A 22,002-nucleotide genomic window follows, 5' to 3' on the forward strand; every position below is an offset into this window, starting at 1 on the left:
TGTATGGCAAATAGCAGCTCGCAATTGTTTGTTGGCTTAATGACGGGCACTAGCCTAGATGGTATCGACGCCGTTGTCGTTGATTTGGCGGGCGATACGCCGCAATTGGTCGCCAGTTTAGGTGCCCCCCTCCCCGCCGAATTGCGCCAGCAGCTATTTCAGCTGCAAGCACCTAGTCACGATGAAATTCATCTGGCGCAACTTGCTGCCAATGCGCATAGCCGTGCTTGTGCGGAAGTCGTGCTGGCTTTACTTAAGCAGGCTGATCTAACAGCAGCGGATATCGTTGCCGTCGGCAATCACGGGCAAACGATAAGGCATCGACCTGAATATAGGTATACACTGCAAATCGGCAATCATGCTTTGCTTGCTGAATATAGTGGCATTACTGTGGTTGGTGATTTTCGTTCGCGCGATGTCGCCGCTGGTGGACAAGGCGCGCCGTTGGTGCCTGCGTTTCACCAGGCCTTGTTTGCCAAGCCGAACTCCAATCGTGTTTTGCTCAATATTGGCGGCATTGCCAATTTGAGCTGGCTATCGGCCAAAGGCGAAGTGATTGGCTTTGATAGCGGCCCCGGTAATGTGTTGCTCGACGCGTGGATTTTGCAACATCTGGATCGTCATTACGACGCCAATGGCGAATGGGCTGCATCGGGAAAGGTCTTGCCTGATTTGTTAGCGCAAATGCAGTCCGAGCCCTTTTTTACCCTCCCCGCCCCGAAAAGCACAGGTCGCGATCTATTTCATCTGGATTGGCTTAATCACCACCTAGCTACGCGTAACGACTCACCCGCTGACGTGCAAGCAACTTTGTGCGAATTAAGTGCATGGAGCATTGCGACAGCGATTACGCAACAAGGCGCGCCTGATGAAGTGTATGTGTGTGGTGGCGGTGTACATAACACGCATTTAATTCAAAGACTCGCCGCCCATTTGCCTTGCCCAATTCAAAGTACAGCAGCGCTAGGCGTTGACCCGGACTGGGTCGAAGCATTTGCTTTTGCGTGGCTGGCGCAGCGTTGCTTAGCCGGGCAAACTGCGAACCTTCCCGCGGTGACAGGGGCGCGCGGGGAGCGAGTTTTGGGTGCGATTTGGCCTGCATAGAGAATGATGATGACAATTCAACTGGATAAAGCGCTACACCCACAATTACACGCGTCAATTCAACGCTATTGCAGTGACGAGCTTGATCTTGAGATTGGTGAACTGCAAGCTGGGTTTTTATTAGATTATATTGTCCGAGAGATTGGGCCGCATATTTACAATCAAGCGATTAGTGATGCGCAAGCTCATATCATTCAGCAAGCCGAAGCTTTGCCTGAAAGCTGTTTTGAATTGACAGGCACGTATTGGTCAAAGAAAAAACGATAAAGCAACAAGGTATTGCCATGTGTACATTAAATGTTAATGGCTACACGGCAATACCTAGTAGATTAATCCATCAATTGCTGATGTAAAAACGTTAGCACGCGTGCCAAGTCAGTAGCCATTTCGCTAACCCCTACATTGCCGCGATGCCCTCCTTTGTCATTTTCATAAAACAACACTTCGTGCCCCAGTTCAGCTAATTTTGCCGCCATTTTTCTGGCGTGCGCCGGATGAACGCGGTCGTCTTGCCGATTGCTTGTTAGCAATATTTTGGGGTAGCGCTGCTCAGTTGCAGGCTTGATCTGGTGATACGGCGAATACGCTGCCAGTGCTGCCCGTGCCTCATTCTGATTGGGGTCGCCATATTCGTCCATCCAGCTCGCGCCTGCGTGGAGCAGTGTGTAACGCAACATATCGAGCAAAGGCACTTCACACACAACCGCATTAAATAAATCAGGGCGCTGCGTTAAACAAGCGCCAACCAATAAACCGCCGTGGCTGCCACCTTGAATGCCTAAGCGGAGCGGCGAAGTAACGCCACGCGCGATTAAGTCCTCAGCCACGGCAATAAAATCATCAAAGCTGCGCTGACGATGGATACCCTGCACGGCTTGGTGCCATTTGGGGCCAAACTCACCGCCGCCGCGGATATTGGCGACGACAAAAACGCCACCTTTCGCCAGCCAGTGCGGCCCCAAATTATCAACATAATACGGCAGCATCGACACTTGGAACCCACCGTAGCCATACAGCAAGGTCGGGGCTTGTGCATTCAACTCTAGCTCTTTTGCGCACACCACAAAATATGGAACAGCAGTGCCATCTTTCGATGTGGCAAAGTATTGTTGGTATTCGTAATCGCCGCCAGCAAAGGCCGCAATTTGTTGACGCAATAACTCGGGTGGCGCTGCGCTCAACAAATCGTAGCGATAAAGCGCTGCAGGCTGTAAAAAATCACTGTAGTTGTAATACAAGGTCTCCGTCGCCCACGGCTGATCGACGAACTCAATTGCCCCTGTGGTGGGCATTGCGTTGGCGATCTGATTCCATTGCTTTGCTTGCCAAACAAAGGTTTGGATTTGACTTTTGACATTGTCTAACACGTGAACGACTAAACCACTCTTGGTCGCATCGACCCCTTGGATGGTCTGTGTTGGAGTCGGTGCAATTAAGGTTTGAATGCGACCAAGCTGCGCGGTTTGTGGATTGCACTCAATCGCGAGCAAGCTACCTGCCTGATATTGCGATTCTTGGTAGCGCCAATCCATACCCAGCTTGATGATTAAATCACCGTGCGTAAACGCATACACATCACAACGCAGCGGTAGCTTAATTTGCTGCAACGCTAATTGAGCATCAACGCAATAATAGACCTTCTTATAAAAGCTCAGCGCCACTTCAACGATGTCTAGATGCGCGCTTGGGCCATCAAGAAACCTCCATGCTAAGGTTTTTAAAATGGTTTCTGGCAGTACGGCAATTGAAAACGCTTCTTCCCAAGTTTGACCGCGTTGCAATAGCCACACTTCACAGGAGTAGCCCGCTTGACTTAATTGGCTCTCGTCCCACGCGGGGCAAACAAAAACGCTATCGTAGTCACGCCAGTGGATTTGATTTTTACCTAATGGAAATTGAAAGCTGTCGTTTACAAATCGCTGCGTTTCAACGTCGAACTCGCGGCACACACTCGCATCCGAGCCGGAGATATTTAAGCTAATCAGGCAGCGCTCTGGCGCTAGAATGCAGTGCGAAATCCCAGCCAAATACCAATCAACTTCTTCCTGTAGGGCCAGTGCATCTAGATCAAAAACAACAAACCATTCTGTTTCTGCTGAACAATAAGATTCATACGTTGTTCGTCGATACACGCCGCGCGGTTGGGATTCGCTTTGAAAAAAATGATAAAGCCATTCGCCATATTGCGCAAAATAAGGAATTTGCTGGTTATTTTGTGCATAGTTAGCAATCGCAATCCGCATGCGGTCAAAGCGAGGATCTCGCTCTAAAGCGATGCGGCAATGTTGATTGTGCTTCGCAATCCATTTTGTTGCTTGTTGGTAATTTTCGAGAAATAAAAATGAATCCAATGGTGTATCTTGCATCTGAGTCTAGCGATGATCTTTAAAGTGTTGGAAATATACGCGGATTTGGGTGTACCAAACAAAAAGCCACGAGAAAACTCGTGGCTTTTTTAAAGGTTGCAAGCTGTTTATTTCGTTTTGAAACGATACAGCACTGTTTTCCCTGCCTCAACCGAACCGCTTGCCACAGCTTCTGGCGCGGTAAAGTCATCTGCATTGCTCAGAATAACTGGGCTAATTGTTGATGCTGCATTAGCCGCCAAATAGTCCAAGTCCAGCTCAAGAACAGGTTCACCGGCTTTGACCCGACTGCCTTGTTGCGCCAAGCGGGTAAAGCCTTGTCCACCTAACTTAACTGTTTCAATGCCAATGTGCACAATCAATTCAGCACCAGAGTCCGTCACCAAAGCAAAAGCATGGTTGGTATTAAAAATCTTCACCAACTCACCATCGCACGGTGCAACTACTAACTTGCCAGTTGGGCGAATCGCGACCCCTTCACCCACGGCTTTGCTAGCAAATGCAGCATCGGGTACATCTTCGATTGCGACAACTTCACCTGATACAGGAGCAAGTAGCACAGTCTCATTACTATTTGCTACGGGTGCTACGCTCGCCGCCGGAGTAGCGGCAGGCGTAACTTCCGCTACTTTTTTGGTGCTGCACCCAATTGAGTACGCAATGAATCCGCGATCAACTCAGCTTTTGGTCCAACGATGATTTGAACGCTTTGCTTGTTCAATTTAATCACGCCACTTGCGCCAAGACGTTTTGCAGCAGCTTCATCAACTAAGTCTGCGTCGTTGACTGATAAACGTAAGCGAGTGATGCACGCATCGACGTTAGTCACGTTAGTCGCACCACCAACAACTGCGACATAGGCTTGCGCCAATTCTGCTGTGCTACCTGTTGCGGCAACTGGAGCTGCAGCGGCGGCAGTGTCGATTACTTCATCTTCACGACCTGGTGTTTTCAAGTTCATTGCAGTGATCACTGCGCGGAATACGAAGTAGTAAATACCAAAGAAAACCAAGCCTTGCAGAATCAGCATGATCATGTTTTGTGCTAGCGGATTACGGCTAGACAATACAAGGTCAACTAAACCAGCAGAGAAGCCAAAGCCCGCAATCCATTGCATTTCAGCAGCAATAAACACTGAAATACCAGTCAATACAGCGTGAATCACATAGAGCAACGGAGCTACAAACATGAATGAAAATTCAAGCGGCTCAGTCACACCAGTAAAGAATGATGTCAAGGCAGCCGCGCCCATGATTGAGCCAATCATTGCTTTGTTAGCTGGTTTGGCAGTGTGGTAGATCGCCAATGCAGCGCCTGGCAAACCAAACATCATGATTGGGAAGAAGCCTGCTTGGTACATACCAGTTACACCTTGAATTGCCTTACCTTCTGCGAGTGATTTTGCGCCACCCAAGAAGTTAGGAATATCGTTGATGCCGGCAACGTCAAACCAGAACACTGAGTTCAGTGCGTGATGCAAACCAACAGGGATCAGCAAGCGATTGAAGAACGCATAGATACCTGCGCCCACAGATTTAAGGCCAACAATAGATTCACCGAAATGAACCAAGCCGCCGTAAATGTGTGGCCAAACTGCCATCAGAACGAAAGACACGAAAATCATTACCACAGAGGTAACGATAGGCACTAAGCGGCGACCTGAGAAAAAGGCCAGCGCTTTATGTAGCTCTACACCGCTAAAGCGATTGTAAAGTTCAGCAGCAATTACACCGCACAAGATACCAACAAATTGATTGTTGATTTTCTTAAATGCAGCAGGCACTTGATCCAAAGGAATGCCTTGAATTTGTGCTACCACATTTGGCTTGAGCAAGGTTGTTACCACCAAAAAGCCAACCAAACCGGCCAGTGCAGCTGCGCCGTCTTTGTCTTTTGACATACCGTAAGCCACGCCCACAGCGAACAAAATTGGCATTTGATCGATAATTGCGGCGCCTGCTTGGATCAGGAACGCTGCAAGTGCATTACTTGCACCCCAACCATCTGGATCAATCCAGTAACCAATACCCATTAAAATCGCCGCGGCAGGCAAAACTGCCACTGGCACCATGAGCGAACGCCCAATTTTTTGTAGATAACCTAAGATATTCACGACGCATCCCCTTTTTTACATGTTCACCAAAATGGTGGCTACATTAGTTACATGTAGTGTTTATTGCTCGTAGAAGAAACAACTGAACTTATTAATGACTACGGTCAATCAAGACAATAGCCTGTTGCGATTATTCGCTGACAAAATCACATTAGCAAGGTTTCTTGCCTTTGCCGATGACTTACATGATTTTTAGCAACAAAAAACCTAAGCCTACGCCGTCATTACCAAGCCACTATAAGTGTTCGATCTATGTCGATGCTCTTCTCTGCTCGCCTAAGACCTGCGGCCATTCTCTGCTACAAGGTTTGCCATATTGTTGAGTTTGCTCAAGAAGCTCAATGGATCTAACTGCTTCTTAAACATTTGCAATAAATCTTTACAAAATCGATGACTATCAACGTAAAAAAATGCCTCACGCATGAAAAACAGCATTTTTCACATAAACAATGCGCAAAGTCGGTTTCGTGAGTGAATGGCTTCAGTTAGAATGATTTCTTTTTGTTCACTGGTAAAGTTTGCTCATGCTTACAGGTAGCCTAGTTGCGTTAGTCACTCCGATGGATGCGGATGGTCAAATCAATTATTCAGCACTTCGAAAGCTCGTTGATTGGCATATTGAACAGGGCACGGACGGACTTGTTGCCGTTGGCACAACGGGTGAATCACCCACAGTTTCAGTTGATGAGCACATTGAAATTGTGAAAACTGTTGTCGAACAGGCCGCCGGACGCGTTCCAGTTATTGCGGGTACGGGTGCAAATTCAACTCGCGAAGCGATTATTTTGTCAGAACGTGCGCTCGCAGTTGGCGCAAATTTTGGCTTGAGCGTTGTTCCCTACTACAACAAACCCTCGCAGCAAGGGCTTTATTTGCATTTCAAAGCGATTGCTGAAAACTCTAAGCTACCTACCATCCTGTATAACGTGCCAGGGCGCACCGTATGTGACTTAGCGAACGATACTGCTTTAAAATTAGCGGAGTTGCCAAATATCGTCGGTATTAAAGACGCCACGGGCAATATGGAGCGTGCGGCAGATATGATGCTGCGTGCACCAAAAGATTTTGCGTTTTACAGTGGTGACGATGCATCTACGCTGCCATTTATTTTATTAGGCGGCCACGGCACGATTTCTGTGACAGCGAATATCGCCCCCAAATCAATGCATGAAATGTGTAAGGCCGCATTAAGCGGAGATATTGCGACCGCAAAATCAATTAATGACCGTCTACAAGCGCTACATAAACATTTGTTTATTGAAGCCAATCCAATTCCAGTGAAATGGGCACTTGAAGAAATGGGAATGATACCCGCAGGCATTCGTCTTCCTTTAACTCGTCTCGCGGATGGTGCTCAGGCGACCGTTCGCCAAGCAATACAACAAGCAGGCGTTTTATAAATTTAATTTTTGTCGCTTTTCAATCTACGGATACAAACATGCAGCAAAAGAAATTAGCGTTCTATCTCTCTAGTCTGTTCGTTGCAGCCAGTTTAGTCGGCTGCTCTTCAGATCAAATGCTATTGCAAAGTAAGGTTGACTACCGCGGAGGAAGTGATAACGTTTCAAGAAACCCTCTTGAAGTCCCGCCCGATCTGTCTGCAGTTACCACTAACTCAAATTATTCAATCCCTAAAAGTGCTGTCCTCGCTAATGAAGCGCAACAACAAAAGAGCACAGGCACGGTACTACCTGAATATCAAAATGCAAGGCTTGTGCAAGCAGATGGCGCGCGCTGGCTCGTAGTCAAAGGCGACCCGGCCAAAACTTGGCCAGAGATTCGCGAATTTTGGCTGAGTCATGGTTTTATCTTGACCCAAGATAATGAAACAACAGGGGTAATGGAAACTGACTGGCTAGAAAATCGTGCGGCACTGCCGACTGATTTTGTCACTAACCTGATTCGAAAAGTAGCCGATAGTGTCATTTCTACTGGTGAACTCGATAAATTCCGCACCCGAATTGAGCGTGGAACTGAACCTGGTACGTTTGAGATTTATGTCACTCATCGTGGTATGCGCGAAGTATTTGCAGATGGATCTCAGGAATCAACAGGTGGTTCAAGCCAAGGTGTTCAGAAAACAATTTGGACTCCTCGCCCTTCTGACCCTGAGCTTGAAGTTGAAATGCTTAAGCTGATGCTGCAGCAATTTGGCATGAGCAAAGAACAAGCAAGTGCAACAGTGAAAGCACCGGTATCACAAGTTAGTCGTGCCAATTTGTCAGCATCGGGCAATACCTTAGAAGTTAAAGACACCTTTGACCGGGCATGGCGTCGCGTGGGATTGGCATTTGATCGTATTGGTTACACAGTTGAGGATCGTAACCGTACCGAAGGCACATTTACTGTGCAAAGAGCTGCGGCCAATATCGGAAAAGAGCAATCAACTGAGTACTTTAGTAGCCTTGCCTTCTGGCGTAGTAAAGAAACTAACGCCCAAACATCAATGCAGCAATATCAGGTAAAATTGAAGCCCGAGTTAGATCGCACAGTGATTTCCGTACAGGCAGTCAACGGTGGCGACCAAGCAACCAGCAAGAAAATCCTGCAAGATTTGTTAATGCAATTAAAATAAAGCATCAAATACCAAATAGCGCCCCATGTATAGGGGCGCTTATTTTAGGCCATAAAAAATCGACCCTAAGGTCGATTTTTTATGGCTTACGAGCTGTGCTTGTATTATTTAGCTGTGGCGCGTGCAACTGTTTTTGCGCCGGTTTCAACAGCAGCAACGGTCGCTTCAGCAATATTACCTGCAATGCGTTGACCTGTTTTATTAATTGCATCATAAGCATTGTTCGCGCTTTCTACTGCGTTCTTCAAAACATTAACCGCTGCACTTGATGCTGGTGCTTGAGCAACTGCTTTATCAAGTGTTGTCACCAAGTTTTTATTGAACTCCAGCACTTGTTCTTCGATCAATTTATTCAATTCTGCTTGTGTAGAGCTTGCAGCTTCATAAACAGTGCGCGCAACTGCGATGGTTTTCTCAACGTTAGGTTGGGTTAGACCTTTTTGCAATTCAACCAAGTCTTGAATATTTTTAGCGCTAGACAAGGCTTTGGCTGTTTCAGCGTTTTCGGTCATTAGGTCACGAGCAATACCCATTTGCAACTGAAATAGGCGCTCAACACCCGCTAAGGCGATATTTGTAAGGCGCAATGATTTTTCTAGATTAGCTTGGCCTAGTTCAGTGAATTGTTGTTGAGAGTTAAACATTTGAATTCTCCATGGATTAATGTTGTGCACCGCATCAATTGCTATTTTTATACCGCCCACATACAAAGTCAAGCATTATTTGTGCACCGCACCATTACCCTCCAGATTGCTTATGTCGTATTGCTAGAATGGCTTGATTCCTCAGCGTTTTTAGCTGATTGAGCTGATCATGAGGGATTACCAGCTCGTGTGCATTTTTTTTGTCGCCGTAGAACAGGCCCACTGGTTTCTTATCAATCAACAAAGGAAATACAACGAGTGTTTGAGCCGGTACAAGCTCACGGTACCAGGTGGGTATACGCTGAGAGATGCTTTCTGCATTTATATCTTCAACGAATACGTCCGCCTGTTTTGCCATCACCAATTGAAAAACATCGGAAACTGGCTCAAGTTTGAACTGAAATTTAGGCAGTATTTTGTCAATATCTTCACCAAAACCAAATCGAGCACTCATACATGCTGACTTAGCATCGCGCGTACAAAATAAGACATGGTCAAATCCAATGCTGCGAAACATTGTTTCCAGAATCATTCGCAGCAAGTCATTAAGCTTAAATTCCCCCACTAAGGTGTTAGTTATATCTTGCACACCCGCAGCTAACATTGCCGCAGGGCTGGCCGCGGCAACCTGTTCTGGCGAGATGCTCGCAGCTCGTCGTGCGTCATGTAACCCGTCTTCATCAACTATATTTGCAACAGGTGACTCTTTCACGCCCGCAAGGCTCAGCAAGCCTTTGGCAAAAACGCTGCCACGCGTGCTGATGCCCAAAATGGATAAATACGATAAATAGTTTTTTGCAGCATCAGCCAACAGATCGTGATAAGCCCGCTCCTTCCAAGGCAAAGCAGAGTTATAGCGTTGGATTATTTTTTGCAGCGTATGGTGCCCCGCACTAGCAGGCATCGACACAATCGGCAGTAGATCTGCGGCCAAGTTAGAAAAGACTCGCAGCCGCTCTCCTTGCGACTGCGGCGCACGGACAGTCGTGGGTAATTCACGCATGCTCGTGACAATACGCTCGGGGAAGTTCCAGCTTTGCACCACTGAAATACCAAGTTCTCGGTATGAAATACCCAAGACTGCTTCGGCGGCGATGTGCTCCGCTTCTTGCGTTTGCTCTTGTCGCTTATTGATTTCTATGCTTTCTTCATGGAAGTAGTACAGCGTCAGCAATCGTCCCATTTGTTGAAACATCCCGCAGATCAATGCCTCTTCCACGTCCTTCCAGCCGCATTTAAGGCCTAGCTCGCGCGATAGAACACCACAGAAAAAACCTTGTAGTACCGCCTCGCGCAAACGCTCCGCCTGCCCCCTATTTTGCATGTGCTCAAACAATAACAAAGTAATTGCCAGATTGCGCACAGTATCAAAACCCAAGATGACTATCGCACGTGATACCGTGCTTATCGAGCCGCCAAACTGGCCATAACTGGCGGAATTGACCATCTTTAGCAATTTATTCGTTAATGAGAAATCTTGTAAAATCACCCCTGATAAATTTTGCAATCGCTCGCCTTCTACATCACTTAACTTATTAATCGCGCTAATCGTTTGTGATAAAGAGGGAAAATCTGCCGAGTGTCGCATGCGACGAAGCAAAAAATCCAAGGTGCTATTCTTGTTTTGTGAGTCCACTGAGTCGGTTAAATGCCCCCCGCTCTGCTCCAGCCAACCCAGTAAGGCAGACCGCATTGCTCCGGCATCTACATAGCGCTCAAGCGGATTTTTAAATAGTGACACCAACACTAAATGATCAAGCTGAGCATCAATTGCACTATTGCTCAGGGAGGGCGCCGCTACCGACTCATTCGCGGTTCGATGCAAAATGGTATAGATCGAATCACCTTCTGCACTCAATTTTCCGGTCAGTAATTGATAGAGTAAAACCCCACAAGCAAACACGTCGGCCTGTGTCCCTACGGGCATATTGGCAATGACTTCTGGTGCCATATACCCCGCAGTGCCAATCATCTCTTCGCTCACCGAGCCTGCGCAAGCCGCCGCACCAAAATCCATAATTCGAGCACGGCCAGTTGTATCGATAATGATGTTTTGCGGTTTGATATCCCGATGAACTACACCAATTTGATGCGCGGCATATACACCTTCTAAAATCGTGATTAATAATTTAACCGCGGCAACCGGAGTAAAAAGCCCGTTTTGCTTGAGTTGTTCTGCTAAAGTTTTTCCTTCAACAAACTCAAATACTAAGCAGGGATGTCCATAGTCCGCAAAAGCGTCAAATAAAGTGACAATATTTGGGTGCTGTAATCGACTCACTACCTGAGCTTCATTCACGGTCTGCAAAGGCTGGCTATGCAAAACTTTAATCGCGACGTGTCGATTTAACTGTGTGTCTTTGGCAAGATAAACGATACCTTGTCCGCCTTGGCCAATTTTTCTTTCAACAACAAAACGACCCTGCGCGAAGCTTTTCATTTCCGTCTTCCTTTTTTTCTCCTTTCAATATAGGCTGCAGCTTCTAAAAACGAAGGGCAATATAATGAGTGCAGTGGAAGTGATTGGGTTTGCGTTGACCTTATTGGCAATTGGCTTGGCAACCCGTGGCAACATTCTCACTTGGCCATTGCAAATCGCCGCTAGTCTGCTGTATGTGTATCTGTTTTTTCGTGTCAATTTATTCGGTGAAAGCGCCCTGCAACTCATTTATGCAGTCATTGCGGGTTATGGCTGGTTAAATTGGCGTAAATTAAAAACCCCCAATAGCACGCCGCCCATTTCCTCGCTTAGCCTCAAAGAAGGTCTGGTGTTGAATAGTATCGGGGTGTTACTTTTAATTTGCGTGGCGCAATTACAGGTTCAATTTTTACCCACTGATGTGCCTTATCTTGACTCGGGCGTGTTTATATTTGGCTTGCTTGCGCAATGGATGCAAGCGAAGAAAAAAATCGAAAATTGGCTGTATTGGATTGTGCTCGACTTCATTTCGGCTGGAATTTACTGGTACAAAGACCTGCATTTAACGGCACTACTCTATTTAATTTTAACTTGCATGGCGGTTTGGGGTTGGCGGCAATGGCGAACCATCAAGTTGTAAAAATCGCGATTGTTGGTCCGGAATCCTGCGGAAAGTCAACGCTGGCGCAATATCTTGCGTCGCGGCTTAATGCGCAGTACGTGCCCGAGATGGCTCGATCATATTTTGCCCAGCATCCGCATACGAATTACAGCATTGACGATGTGATTGCGATTGCAAAACTGCAATATGACACTGAACATTCGATGTCAGCCCAGCACCCATTACTTATTTGCGACACTAGCCCGCTGGTCTGTCGAATTTGGGCAGAAGTGCGTTTTGGTTACTGCCCTGCTGAAATTACAACACTAGAGATGCAGTCTCAATACACACATACACTGCTGTGCGCGCCCGACATTCCGTGGCAAGCAGACCCATTACGTGAAAGCCCTCACAATCGCGAACAACTATTTACACGATATGCGCATTATTTACATTTGAATGCTGAGCCATATCACATCATCAAAGGCAACGGATCCGCGCGACTAGATAGCGCCTTGTCTATATTAAAAAGTCAAGGTATATCTATCTAGCCTTTGCTATCTATTGGCCTAATGGATATACCCGCTACATCCACATAGAAAACCCTCTTTAAACAAGCAGATGCCTCACATAAAACCCACCTCAGATCAACGAATTATCACTCTATTTAAAGCAATTGAGCTTCAGCTGACTTAGCGCAGAACTTTCTACAACGACTCTTGTCATGATGAAAGCATCCGCTTGGGTGTAATGCGGTGGATTTTAAACGCTACACCCGCTAAAATAGTCCGCCTTTGTTTGGCTTACACACTGGAACCCTATATGTTGATAGCACCCGCCTTCGCCAATACTGCTGCAAGTGCAGAAGCAAGCTTTATGTCGTTTTTGCCAATGATCGCAATTTTTGCAATTTTCTGGTTTTTGATGATTCGTCCTCAGCAGAAAAAAGCCAAAGAGCTGCGTGCTATGCTCGATGCCTTGCAAAAAAATGATGAAGTCATCACTACGGGTGGCGTTATCGGTAAGGTTGTGAAATTAAACGAGCAATTTGTCACGCTTGAATTGTCAGACAATGTTGAAATTTTGATTCAGCGCGTCGCAATCTCCCAACGCCTAGAAAAAGGCACTCTTAAAAACAATAAATAATCAATAATACGGCGGCTTTGCTGCCGTATTTATTGGGATCCCAAGCATGAATCGCTATCCTCTTTGGAAATACATCTTAATTATTGCCTCTTTACTAGTTGCAATGATTTACACCCTCCCTAACTTCTTTGGTGAAAGCCCCGCACTGCAAATTTCAAGTGGCCGAGCGACTGTCAAAGTTCTTCCAGACATGGTCGAACGCGCCAACACTATTGCGAAAGCGGCAGGACTGACGCCGATTGATAGTTTTTTTGAAAATGGCTCGGTCAAAATTCGTTTTAACGATACCGACAGCCAGATCAAAGCCAAAGATGCGATTCAAGCTGCATTAGGTGACGACTATATCGTTGCCTTGAATTTAATCTCCGACACTCCCGTTTGGCTCACTCGTTTACATGCTAAGCCTATGGTTTTAGGTCTTGATTTACGCGGCGGTGTGCATTTTCTGTTTGAAGTGGACATGAAAGCCGCTGTCGATAAAGCGCTAGAACGAACAGCAGGCGACATTCGCCGCGAATTGAAAGATAAGAAAATTCGCTACGGTAAAGTGACCCGCGAACGTGATCGCGTTGAAGTTCAATTACGCGATGCCGAAACGTTAGCTGCTGCCAATAAAGCGGTTAGCAACATTCTGAACACTTTGAAAGTGCAAACAGTGGCTGAAAATGGTAACTATAAACTGGTAGTGACCTTTCCAGATGCGGCGATTTTGAAACTTAAAAATGATGCCGTAAGCCAAAACATTACCACCTTGCACAATCGTATTAATGAGCTAGGTGTTTCTGAGCCAGTGATTCAACAACAAGGCGAAGGCCGTATTGTTGTGCAGTTGCCTGGCGTGCAAGACACCGCTAAAGCTAAAGATATTTTAGGCCGCACTGCGACACTTGAGGTTCGTCTCGTTGAGGATGATCAAGCCAAGCTCACTGAAGCAATTAATGGCAATGTTCCTGCCGGATTTGAGCTAATGAGCGAGCGCCGCAGTGATGGTCGCAATGCACCAATCTTGCTACGCAAAGAAGTCGAACTAACAGGCGAAAATATCAATGACGCCACCGCAGGTTTCGATGACAAAAACGAACCAGCAGTACATTTGGGGCTAGATTCAACCGGCGCAGCAATCTTTAAAACGCTCACTCGTGATAATGTTGGCAAACGAATTGCGATGATTTTAGTTGAAAAAGGTAAGGGTGAAGTCGTCACTGCGCCTGTTGTTCGTGGCGAAATTGGCGGCGGTCGAGTGCAAATTTCCGGCTCAATGGGCGTTGCCGAAGCTAATGACACAGCCCTGTTACTTCGCGCTGGTTCATTAGCCGCACCGATGAATATTATTGAAGAGCGCACCATTGGCCCTTCACTGGGTAAAGAAAATATCAGCAAAGGTTTTAATTCAACACTGTACGGCTTTCTTGCGGTTGCCGTCTTTATGATGATTTATTACCGCATATTTGGTGTTGTTTCAACCATTGCCCTAGGCGCAAACTTGGTATTTCTAATCGCCCTGCTCTCTCTGCTTGGTGTCACATTGACATTGCCTGGGATTGCAGCGATTGCATTGACACTGGGTATGGCGATTGACTCAAACGTGTTGATCAATGAGCGGGTTCGTGAAGAAATTCGTGAAGGTGCATCAGCGCAGATGGCGATTAAAAATGGTTACGATCACGCTTTTGCAACCATTCTCGACTCAAATATCACGACGCTGATTGCGGGTCTTGCTTTGTTAATTTTCGGTTCAGGTGCGGTGCGTGGTTTTGCTTGGGTGCATTGCCTTGGTATTTTAACGTCAATGTATAGCGCGGTATTTGTATCCCGCGCATTGATTAATCTAATTTACGGCAACCGTCGTGTAACCACGCTATCCGTTTAAGGCGCTGCTCAAAATGATTGAATTTTTTCATGTAAAACGTGACATCCCGTTTATGAGCTATGGCAAGCTCACAACGGCGATTTCTTTGCTGACCTTCATTTTGGCGGTCTTTTTCTTGGCGGCGAAAGGCTTAAATTTTGGGATTGAATTCACTGGCGGCACAGTCATGGAATTGCGTTACCAAAAGCCTGCCGACTTAACTCAAATTCGTACTCGGGTCGACAGTTTAAAACTAGGGGAAACTCAAGTTCAGTCAATGGGTACCACGGTTGACGTTATGTTGCGCCTACCAAATATCAAAGACAAAAACAGCGCTCAATTATCTAATTTAGTGCTTGAAGCGCTCAAACTTGACCGTAATGATGTTGAATTGCGTAAAGTTGAATTTATTGGACCGTCTGTTGGCGATGAATTATTTAGCCACGGTTTAACTGCACTGGCCTTGGTCTGCTTAGGGATTATTGCCTATCTAGCGATTCGCTTTGAGTGGCGCTTTGCGGTATCTGCGGTGATTGCGAACATGCATGATGTGGTCATTATTTTGGGTTGCTTTGCCTTGTTCCAATGGGAATTTAACCTCACTGTATTGGCAGGCATTTTGGCGGTGCTCGGCTATTCGGTGAATGAATCTGTGGTGGTTTTTGACCGTATCCGTGAAAACTTTCGCAAGCCCAATTTACGCGGTAAAAGCGTGCCTGAAGTGATTGATAACGCAATCACAACAACGATGAGCCGTACCATTATCACCCACGGCTCAACTGAGCTGATGGTGCTATCGATGCTGGTATTTGGTGGCGCGGCATTACACGGCTTTGCAATGGCACTGACCATTGGTATTGTTTTCGGGATTTACTCTTCTGTTTTAGTCGCTTCTCCGTTATTGCTGATGTTTGGCGTAACGCGTGACAATATGGTGAAGCCGGTGAAGATTAAAGAAGAAGCAGTCGTTTAAGTTAATGTCATCCACTTTAAATGAGCGCCGACGCACCGCCGTCGGCGTTTTTTTGCTAATTCACTGAGAAACTGATTATGGAATTTCTAGATCTATTTTTGCATCTTGATGTTGTACTAAAAGATATGGTGACAACCTATGGTATTTGGATTTATGTCATCTTATTTCTCGTGATTTTTTGTGAAACGGGACTAGTTGTAACTCCTTTTTTACCTGGGGATTCATTGCTCTTCGTGGCAGGGATGATTGCTGCATCAGGCGCATTAAATGTACATCTGTTATTTCTAATTTTATTGGTTGCCGCTGTTCTAGGGGATGCTATCAATTACACAATTGGCAAATATTTCGGACATAAATTATTTGCTAATAAAGAGTCGAAAATATTCCGCCCAGAATACCTCACCAAAACACATGATTTCTTTGAAAAATATGGTGGAAAAACAATTATTATTGCCCGTTTTGTTCCAATCGTGCGTACATTTGCCCCTTTCGTTGCCGGTATGGCAGCAATGACGTATAGAAAATTCGCTTTTTACAATGTAACAGGTGCACTACTTTGGGTTGGATCGCTACTGTATGCAGGTTATTTATTAGGTGGTATTACCTTCATCCAAAAAAATCTGACTGCAATCATTCTTGGTATTATCTTTATCTCGATTTTGCCTGGCATTATTGAAGTTGCAAAACATAAATTAAGCAAGGTCAAAGCATGATTGAACCGTTTTACAACGAGAAAGAACTAATTCGAGAGTCGTTTGACCGTGCCGCAGCAACATACGACGCGGCTGCCGTGCTACAAAAAGAAGTCGTTGAACGCTTGTTTGAACGCCTCACATTAATCAATTTACAACCTCAAGTCATACTCGATGCCGGCAGCGGTACCGGCGCAGCAAGTCAGCTTCTAAAAGAACGCTATCGTAACGCACAATTTATTGAACTCGACTTAGCGTTCAATATGCTAAAAACAGCGCAGGCCAAAACCAGCGGGCTTAAAAAATGGCTGTCATTTTTGGATAGTAATAAGTCCGCTGCGGTATGTGCTGATATTGAACACATTCCACTCGCCAATGAGTCGGTCGATTTAATATGGTCTAGCCTCACTATTCAATGGTGCAATACCCCAGATGCTGCGTTTAAAGAATTTGCTCGGATTTTAAAACCCGGTGGCGTGGTTATTTTTTCTTCCTTGGGGCCAGACACCCTCAAAGAATTACGTGCTGCATTTAAAGGTGTTGATGAACACGAGCATGTTAACCAGTTCATTGATATGCATGATCTGGGGGACGCCTTAGTCGCGCACGGCTTAACGATGCCTGTAATGGATATGGAATACATCACAATGACCTATCCTAGCGTCAAAGCGGTGATGCATGACCTCAAGCACATTGGTGCCAGTAATAAAATGAATGGTCGTCGCAATAGCTTGCTCGGAAAATCGGCTTGGCAAAAAATTCAATCCCAATATGAGAACTTTCGCCATAACGGTGTACTACCGTGCACCTACGAAGTCGTATATGGGCATGCTTGGAAACCAGCCAACAAGCCTGCTGCGCTTGCCGACGGTCGCCAAATTATCGAATTTCGTCCTAGAGAGCGTTCATAATGGCGCTGCGTTTCTTTATCACAGGTACAGATACCGATATTGGTAAAACCGTCGCCAGCGCACAGCTAATTCGCGGTTTTGCGCAAATGGGTTACAAAACGATAGGTATGAAGCCAGTAGCCTCAGGCTGCGAGCGCTCTAACGATATACTGCTTAACGTCGATGTCGCATCGCATTGTCGTGCAAGTAATATTAGTGCGCCGTTGGACTTAATCAATCCTTACCGTTTTGTCCCTGCGATTTCGCCGCATTTGGCCGCTCGCGATGCCAACGTTGAAATTCATATTTCACACCTAGTTGACTGCGCCGAGCAACTTAGCAATTTAGCCGAGGTAGTTATCATTGAGGGCGCAGGAGGCTGGTATGCGCCCATTTCAGATCAAAACACCATTGCAGACCTCGCTACCGCGCTAGCAGCCCCCGTGATTATGGTGGTCGGGATGCGCTTAGGATGTTTGAATCACGCGCAATTAACGATCGATGCGATTGAACAACGCGGCTTGATTGTGGCAGGTTGGATTGCAAACTGCATTGACCCCGCTTTTGATCGCTACGAAGACAACCTGGCCTATTTGAAAAAGCATATTAGTGCACCATTATTGGCCGAATTAGCTTACGATGAAGGCGCAGTCAATTTTGCATTAAATGCATCTGCGATTGAGTTGTTAACTGCAAATTTAGCCATTAATCAACCAATCATCGCAGAGTCTCATATATGATTTTCTTTATATCTAAATCGTCAAAATCGATCATTAAAGTCATTTTATTATTCGTCACCTGTATTTCACTGTTTGCTTGCAGCCGACCTGCTTTTCAAGGCGCTGATATCAGCAATGGTCCTATCGGTGGTTCATTTACTTTGACTGACCACCACGGAAAATTACGTCATAGTGACGATTTTAAAGGCAAAGTGGTGGTGCTCTTTTTTGGTTTTACCCAATGCCCCGACGTATGCCCAACGACAATGTCGGAACTAAAATCCACAATGGAACAATTAGGCGAGCAAGCGAAAAATGTACAGGTGCTCTTTGTTTCAGTAGATCCAGAGAGAGACACCAAAGAAATCTTGTCAGAATATGTTCCGGCGTTTCATCCTAATTTTTTAGGATTGAATGGAAACCCAGAACAACTTGAGCAAATTACTAAAAAATTTCGTATCATTTACCAAAAGCAAGCGCAAGGTGATAGCTATACCATGGATCATAGTGCTGCAAGTTATTTAATAGATAAAACGGGTAAAACTCGGGTCATGGTAAATTACGGAGCTGGATCTTCTGTATTTACGCACGATATTAAACTTTTACTTGCCGAATAATAAGTTTGGAATAAAAAATGTCAGCAGAAACAAATGGCGGCGTCGCTCCAATTAGTGAAAATGAAGATATTGCGCCCTACCGCATTACAGCGCACATGGAAATTGCATTCGTCTTACGTAGCCTTGCTCAAAATAATGTCAACTTGGGCATTTATTTCAATGCTGGGCGCGATATGATGCTGTCTCGAGTGTTAAATGTTGATAGCAAAACTAAAGAGTTCATTATTGATGTTGGTGGACATGCGCCAACTAACCATGCGATTACTGAGGCTAACCGAATTTTATTTGTCACCGCACTAGATGGCGTAAAGGTGCAATTTTCGGTCACCCGTGCTGTCTTGAGTAAATTTGAAGGCAAGCCAGCATTTATTATTCCATTCCCCGATGATTTAATTAAACTTCAGCGCCGTGAATTCTTTCGACTCCTTACCCCCATTACTAACCCATTAACTTGTGATTTAACACTACCTAACGGCGAGAAAACTCAACTCGAGTTACACGACATCTCTTTAGGTGGTGCTGGCATTTGGCTTAAAGATGAGCAGCATAATCAATTGCCAGCTGGCACAGTGATTCAAAACGCATTTTTCGACTTTGCTGCCGCAGGTACAGCTAAGCTGAATATTGAAATACGCTCAACTCATCCGATCACAATGGCGCATGGTAAAGTACGTTGGCTAGCTGGCGTTCGCTATATTGATTTACCACGCAATATTGAAGCTAGTTTGCAAAAATTAATGACTCATTTAGAGCGTGAGCGTAAAGCCTTAATTGGTTAGTTTTTCTATAACGGATGGCAATATGCCCACGAACATATCGTGCGTGCCGTTAATCGCAAAAATTTTGATGACTGTTTAATTCTGAGGCGAATGAGCTCATGCACAAACCTAATCAATTTGATCTTTTTCGTCAACAAAGATTTTTGCCTTTATTTCTAACCCAATTTTCAGGGGCATTTAACGATAATTTATTTAAAAATGCTTTTTTAGTGTTAATCGCATTTCATGGTTTATCGACCGCGGGCTTAAATGCAGCTACTTTAGTAAATATGGCCGCAGGCGTTTTTATCTTGCCGTTTTTTTTATTCTCAACGCTAGCTGGACAGCTTGCAGAAAAATACGATAAGGCCACGCTCGCTCAATGGATCAAATTACTTGAAATTGCAATTATGATTGTTGCGGGCATTGGCTTTATTTGGCACAGTGCCGCACTCTTAATGAGTTGCTTATTTCTAATGGGCGTTCATTCAGCACTCTTTGGTCCGCTAAAATATTCAGTATTACCCCAATATTTACAAGAAAATGAAATCTTAGGTGGCAATGGGCTCATTGAAATGGGAACATTTATTGCCATTTTATTAGGCCAAATCGCAGGTACGCTACTAGTACAACATCAACCGCACGGAGAAACTTTGGTGGTTTGGGCTTGTGTTGCGGTCGCGATCTTAGGCTATTGCTTTAGTCGTGCAATGCCATCGGCACCACCGACTGCGCCTGACTTGAAAATCGGTTGGAATATTTTTTCTGAAACCAGCAAAATATTATCCCATGTTAGAAAAAATAAAACCGTTTTTAATAGTCTACTTGGTATTTCATGGTTTTGGTTTTTTGGCTCGATTTATCTCACACAATTTCCAAATTTTGCCAAAGACACTCTCCATGGTGATGCCACGGTTTACACTTTGCTAATGACTATTTTTTCATTGGGCGTGGGGATTGGCTCTGTTCTGTGTGAAAAACTATCAGACTCTAAAGTCGAGTTGGGTTTAGTACCATTTGGCTCAATTGGGCTCTCTATTTTTGCGATTGATTTGTTTTTTGCCTCTGCAAACCTAGCCGGCACATTGCAAACTGCTCAATCATTCCTGATGGCAGCTTCACACTGGCGAATTATTATTGACTTATTTTTAATTGGTGTGTTTGGTGGTATTTTTATTGTACCACTCTATGCCTTAATTCAAATTCGAACTGAGCGTGAATTTACCTCTCGTGCAATTGCTGCAAATAATATTCTAAACTCATTCTTTATGGTGATTGCAGCTGGCATGAGTATTGTTTTGCTTAATGCTGGGTTAACAGTAAGAGAGCTGTTATTAGTTGCAGGTATTTTAAATATTTTTGTGGCTATTTATATTTACACTTTAATCCCTGAATTTTTAATGCGATTTATCGTCTGGATTTTAACCCATACACTCTATCGTATTCAAAAAACTGGATTTGAACATATTCCAGAACAAGGTGCGGTTGTTTTAGCCTGTAATCACGTTAGCTTTATGGATGCTATGGTATTGGCTGGCGCAATTCGCCGCCCGATACGTTTTGTCATGGATCATCAAATTTATAATCTGCCCGTGATGAATTTCATTTGCCGCACAGCAAATGCGATACCAATTGCGCCCACTAAAGAAAGCGCAGAAATGAAAGACTCCGCGTTTGCCGCAATTGCCCAAGCGCTAGAGAATGGTGAAGTCGTCGCCATTTTTCCTGAAGGACGAATCACCCGCACCGGAGAAATAAATCGCTTTATGCCGGGAATTGAAAGAATCATCAGAACGACGCCAGTCCCTGTTGTTCCGATGGCATTGCAAGGGTTATGGGGTAGCTTCTTTAGTCGTAAAGACGGTGCGGCCATGATGAAAATGCCACGCGGTATTTTCTCTAAGATTGGGATTGTGGTTGGTGAGCCGATTGCAGCGTCAAACGTCAACCGTCAAGACTTAGAAAACACCATTCGACAGTTACGAGGTGATTGGAAATAAATATATAAATAAAATAGCGTCTGAATTCGTCGTTTTTTTATTTCTCTATCAATTTCATATGCATTTGATTATTTTGAGTGCGAATATCAAAATGTTTAATTATATTCATCCCCAGCAATACTTCGTCCCCCAAATTGGGAACGACACCAATCGGTACATTTTTAAATTCAAATGGACCGAAAATCAGGCTATCTAATACGGATTGATAGCCTTGCACCGGCCCATTCGCGGTGTTGGCAATAAATTGCTCACCTTTGACCAAACCAATTCGTTCAGCCAGTGCTTGGTTTATGGTCATCGCCGTGGCGCCGGTATCAAGTAACAACACCACGGGCTCGCCGTTCATTTGAGCCGCTAATCGATAATGCCCATCCTTAGCTCTTGTCAGTGTGATTTCGCGCTGCTGACCCGATTGACTAATTTGCATTTGAGGGTGGTACTGATGAGCAATGAACTGCGTAAATCCAAAATAGATTAGCAGTAAAACCAAGCCCCAGACCAAGGCGATAGACCAAGTAGATCGCATAGGCTCCTTA

General features: G+C 45.2%; 21 protein-coding genes. 15 read left to right on the plus strand and 6 right to left on the minus strand.

All coding sequences use genetic code 11. The features are described 5' to 3' along the window. Nucleotides 1–3: 3 nt before the first annotated feature. Complete coding sequence (locus tag GM173_RS04050) at nt 4–1,104, plus strand: anhydro-N-acetylmuramic acid kinase (RefSeq protein ID WP_203570030.1); 1,101 nt, start codon at nt 4–6, stop codon at nt 1,102–1,104. A 9-nt stretch (nt 1,105–1,113) separates the two neighbouring features. Then, on the plus strand, nt 1,114–1,371 hold the full coding sequence (locus GM173_RS04055) for a DUF2164 domain-containing protein (protein WP_203570031.1): 258 nt from the start codon (nt 1,114–1,116) through the stop codon (nt 1,369–1,371). Nucleotides 1,372–1,433: 62 nt separating this feature from the next. On the opposite strand, the gene GM173_RS04060 is transcribed toward GM173_RS04055, so the two are convergent. The 3 genes from GM173_RS04060 to nagE all read right to left on the minus strand — a co-directional run bounded on the left by GM173_RS04060 (nt 1,434) and on the right by nagE (nt 5,583). After that, nucleotides 1,434–3,470, minus strand: a complete 2,037-nt coding sequence (locus tag GM173_RS04060) for a prolyl oligopeptidase family serine peptidase (RefSeq protein ID WP_203570032.1) — start codon at nt 3,468–3,470, stop codon at nt 1,434–1,436. Nucleotides 3,471–3,577: 107 nt separating this feature from the next. Then, complete coding sequence (locus GM173_RS04065; RefSeq protein ID WP_203570033.1) at nt 3,578–4,030, minus strand: PTS sugar transporter subunit IIA; 453 nt, start codon at nt 4,028–4,030, stop codon at nt 3,578–3,580. A 65-nt stretch (nt 4,031–4,095) separates the two neighbouring features. Then, nucleotides 4,096–5,583: an N-acetylglucosamine-specific PTS transporter subunit IIBC gene (gene nagE, locus GM173_RS04070; protein WP_203570034.1), complete on the minus strand. Its 1,488-nt coding sequence runs from the start codon at nt 5,581–5,583 to the stop codon at nt 4,096–4,098. 524 nt (nt 5,584–6,107) lie between these two features. Here nagE and dapA point away from each other — a divergent pair. Both dapA and bamC read left to right on the plus strand, forming a co-directional pair. After that, entirely contained in the window at nt 6,108–6,983 is an 876-nt protein-coding gene (dapA, locus tag GM173_RS04075; protein WP_203570035.1) for a 4-hydroxy-tetrahydrodipicolinate synthase, read from the plus strand. A gap of 38 nt (nt 6,984–7,021) precedes the next feature. Next, nucleotides 7,022–8,158 carry an NlpB/DapX family lipoprotein gene (bamC, locus tag GM173_RS04080; RefSeq protein ID WP_203570036.1) on the plus strand — a complete coding sequence of 379 codons (1,137 nt, stop codon included), beginning with the start codon at nt 7,022–7,024 and terminating at the stop codon, nt 8,156–8,158. A gap of 104 nt (nt 8,159–8,262) precedes the next feature. On the opposite strand, the gene GM173_RS04085 is transcribed toward bamC, so the two are convergent. Together GM173_RS04085 and GM173_RS04090 are read right to left on the minus strand one after the other, a co-directional pair. After that, complete coding sequence (locus GM173_RS04085) at nt 8,263–8,862, minus strand: phasin family protein (RefSeq protein ID WP_203570037.1); 600 nt, start codon at nt 8,860–8,862, stop codon at nt 8,263–8,265. A gap of 34 nt (nt 8,863–8,896) precedes the next feature. Next, nucleotides 8,897–11,242: a serine/threonine protein kinase gene (locus tag GM173_RS04090; protein ID WP_203570038.1), complete on the minus strand. Its 2,346-nt coding sequence runs from the start codon at nt 11,240–11,242 to the stop codon at nt 8,897–8,899. A gap of 64 nt (nt 11,243–11,306) precedes the next feature. On the opposite strand from GM173_RS04090, the gene pnuC reads away from it, so the two are divergent. From pnuC to GM173_RS04145, 11 genes are all read left to right on the plus strand, one after another. Next, nucleotides 11,307–11,861, plus strand: coding sequence for a nicotinamide riboside transporter PnuC (gene pnuC / locus GM173_RS04095; RefSeq protein ID WP_203570039.1), 555 nt, complete (start codon nt 11,307–11,309; stop codon nt 11,859–11,861). After that, nucleotides 11,840–12,373 carry an AAA family ATPase gene (locus GM173_RS04100; RefSeq protein WP_203570040.1) on the plus strand — a complete coding sequence of 178 codons (534 nt, stop codon included), beginning with the start codon at nt 11,840–11,842 and terminating at the stop codon, nt 12,371–12,373. Before pnuC ends, GM173_RS04100 begins: the two co-directional genes overlap by 22 nt. A 271-nt stretch (nt 12,374–12,644) precedes the next feature. After that, entirely contained in the window at nt 12,645–12,968 is a 324-nt protein-coding gene (yajC, locus tag GM173_RS04105) for a preprotein translocase subunit YajC (RefSeq protein WP_203570041.1), read from the plus strand. A 46-nt stretch (nt 12,969–13,014) separates the two neighbouring features. Then, nucleotides 13,015–14,838 carry a protein translocase subunit SecD gene (gene secD, locus GM173_RS04110; RefSeq protein WP_203570042.1) on the plus strand — a complete coding sequence of 608 codons (1,824 nt, stop codon included), beginning with the start codon at nt 13,015–13,017 and terminating at the stop codon, nt 14,836–14,838. A 16-nt stretch (nt 14,839–14,854) separates the two neighbouring features. Next, entirely contained in the window at nt 14,855–15,790 is a 936-nt protein-coding gene (gene secF, locus GM173_RS04115; RefSeq protein ID WP_203570372.1) for a protein translocase subunit SecF, read from the plus strand. A gap of 71 nt (nt 15,791–15,861) precedes the next feature. Beyond that, the gene (locus GM173_RS04120; protein WP_373309342.1) at nt 15,862–16,503 is read left to right on the plus strand and encodes a DedA family protein; all 642 of its coding nucleotides are present in this window, start codon (nt 15,862–15,864) and stop codon (nt 16,501–16,503) included. Continuing rightward, nucleotides 16,500–17,393, plus strand: a complete 894-nt coding sequence (gene bioC, locus GM173_RS04125) for a malonyl-ACP O-methyltransferase BioC (protein ID WP_203570044.1) — start codon at nt 16,500–16,502, stop codon at nt 17,391–17,393. Before GM173_RS04120 ends, bioC begins: the two co-directional genes overlap by 4 nt. Next, nucleotides 17,393–18,112: a dethiobiotin synthase gene (gene bioD, locus GM173_RS04130; RefSeq protein WP_203570045.1), complete on the plus strand. Its 720-nt coding sequence runs from the start codon at nt 17,393–17,395 to the stop codon at nt 18,110–18,112. The genes bioC and bioD overlap by 1 nt, the downstream gene beginning before the upstream one ends. Next, nucleotides 18,109–18,708, plus strand: coding sequence for an SCO family protein (locus tag GM173_RS04135; protein ID WP_203570046.1), 600 nt, complete (start codon nt 18,109–18,111; stop codon nt 18,706–18,708). The genes bioD and GM173_RS04135 overlap by 4 nt, the downstream gene beginning before the upstream one ends. Nucleotides 18,709–18,725: 17 nt before the next feature. Further along, nucleotides 18,726–19,487 (plus strand): flagellar brake protein, encoded by a 762-nt coding sequence (locus GM173_RS04140; RefSeq protein ID WP_203570047.1) that lies wholly within the window; start codon nt 18,726–18,728, stop codon nt 19,485–19,487. A gap of 98 nt (nt 19,488–19,585) precedes the next feature. Next, a complete protein-coding gene (locus GM173_RS04145) occupies nt 19,586–21,466 on the plus strand; it encodes an MFS transporter (protein WP_203570048.1) in 1,881 nt (626 codons plus the stop codon). Between the two features lie 37 nt (nt 21,467–21,503). Here GM173_RS04145 and GM173_RS04150 read toward each other — a convergent pair whose 3' ends face one another. Beyond that, nucleotides 21,504–21,992, minus strand: coding sequence for a retropepsin-like aspartic protease family protein (locus GM173_RS04150; protein WP_203570049.1), 489 nt, complete (start codon nt 21,990–21,992; stop codon nt 21,504–21,506). Between the last annotated feature and the right edge of the window lie 10 nt (nt 21,993–22,002).

It is taken from the genome of Deefgea chitinilytica (assembly GCF_016881405.1).
GTDB lineage: Bacteria > Pseudomonadota > Gammaproteobacteria > Burkholderiales > Chitinibacteraceae > Deefgea > Deefgea chitinilytica.

Coding starts and splice junctions, on each gene's coding strand:
- GM173_RS04050 (WP_203570030.1), top strand. CDS start 4: ATGGCAAATAGCAGCTCGCAATTGTTTGTTGGCTTAATGACGGGCACT.
- GM173_RS04055 (WP_203570031.1), top strand. CDS start 1,114: ATGACAATTCAACTGGATAAAGCGCTACACCCACAATTACACGCGTCA.
- GM173_RS04060 (WP_203570032.1), bottom strand. CDS start 3,470: ATGCAAGATACACCATTGGATTCATTTTTATTTCTCGAAAATTACCAA.
- dapA (WP_203570035.1), top strand. CDS start 6,108: ATGCTTACAGGTAGCCTAGTTGCGTTAGTCACTCCGATGGATGCGGAT.
- bamC (WP_203570036.1), top strand. CDS start 7,022: ATGCAGCAAAAGAAATTAGCGTTCTATCTCTCTAGTCTGTTCGTTGCA.
- GM173_RS04090 (WP_203570038.1), bottom strand. CDS start 11,242: ATGAAAAGCTTCGCGCAGGGTCGTTTTGTTGTTGAAAGAAAAATTGGC.
- pnuC (WP_203570039.1), top strand. CDS start 11,307: ATGAGTGCAGTGGAAGTGATTGGGTTTGCGTTGACCTTATTGGCAATT.
- GM173_RS04100 (WP_203570040.1), top strand. CDS start 11,840: ATGGCGAACCATCAAGTTGTAAAAATCGCGATTGTTGGTCCGGAATCC.
- yajC (WP_203570041.1), top strand. CDS start 12,645: ATGTTGATAGCACCCGCCTTCGCCAATACTGCTGCAAGTGCAGAAGCA.
- secD (WP_203570042.1), top strand. CDS start 13,015: ATGAATCGCTATCCTCTTTGGAAATACATCTTAATTATTGCCTCTTTA.
- bioC (WP_203570044.1), top strand. CDS start 16,500: ATGATTGAACCGTTTTACAACGAGAAAGAACTAATTCGAGAGTCGTTT.
- bioD (WP_203570045.1), top strand. CDS start 17,393: ATGGCGCTGCGTTTCTTTATCACAGGTACAGATACCGATATTGGTAAA.
- GM173_RS04135 (WP_203570046.1), top strand. CDS start 18,109: ATGATTTTCTTTATATCTAAATCGTCAAAATCGATCATTAAAGTCATT.
- GM173_RS04140 (WP_203570047.1), top strand. CDS start 18,726: ATGTCAGCAGAAACAAATGGCGGCGTCGCTCCAATTAGTGAAAATGAA.
- GM173_RS04145 (WP_203570048.1), top strand. CDS start 19,586: ATGCACAAACCTAATCAATTTGATCTTTTTCGTCAACAAAGATTTTTG.
- GM173_RS04150 (WP_203570049.1), bottom strand. CDS start 21,992: ATGCGATCTACTTGGTCTATCGCCTTGGTCTGGGGCTTGGTTTTACTG.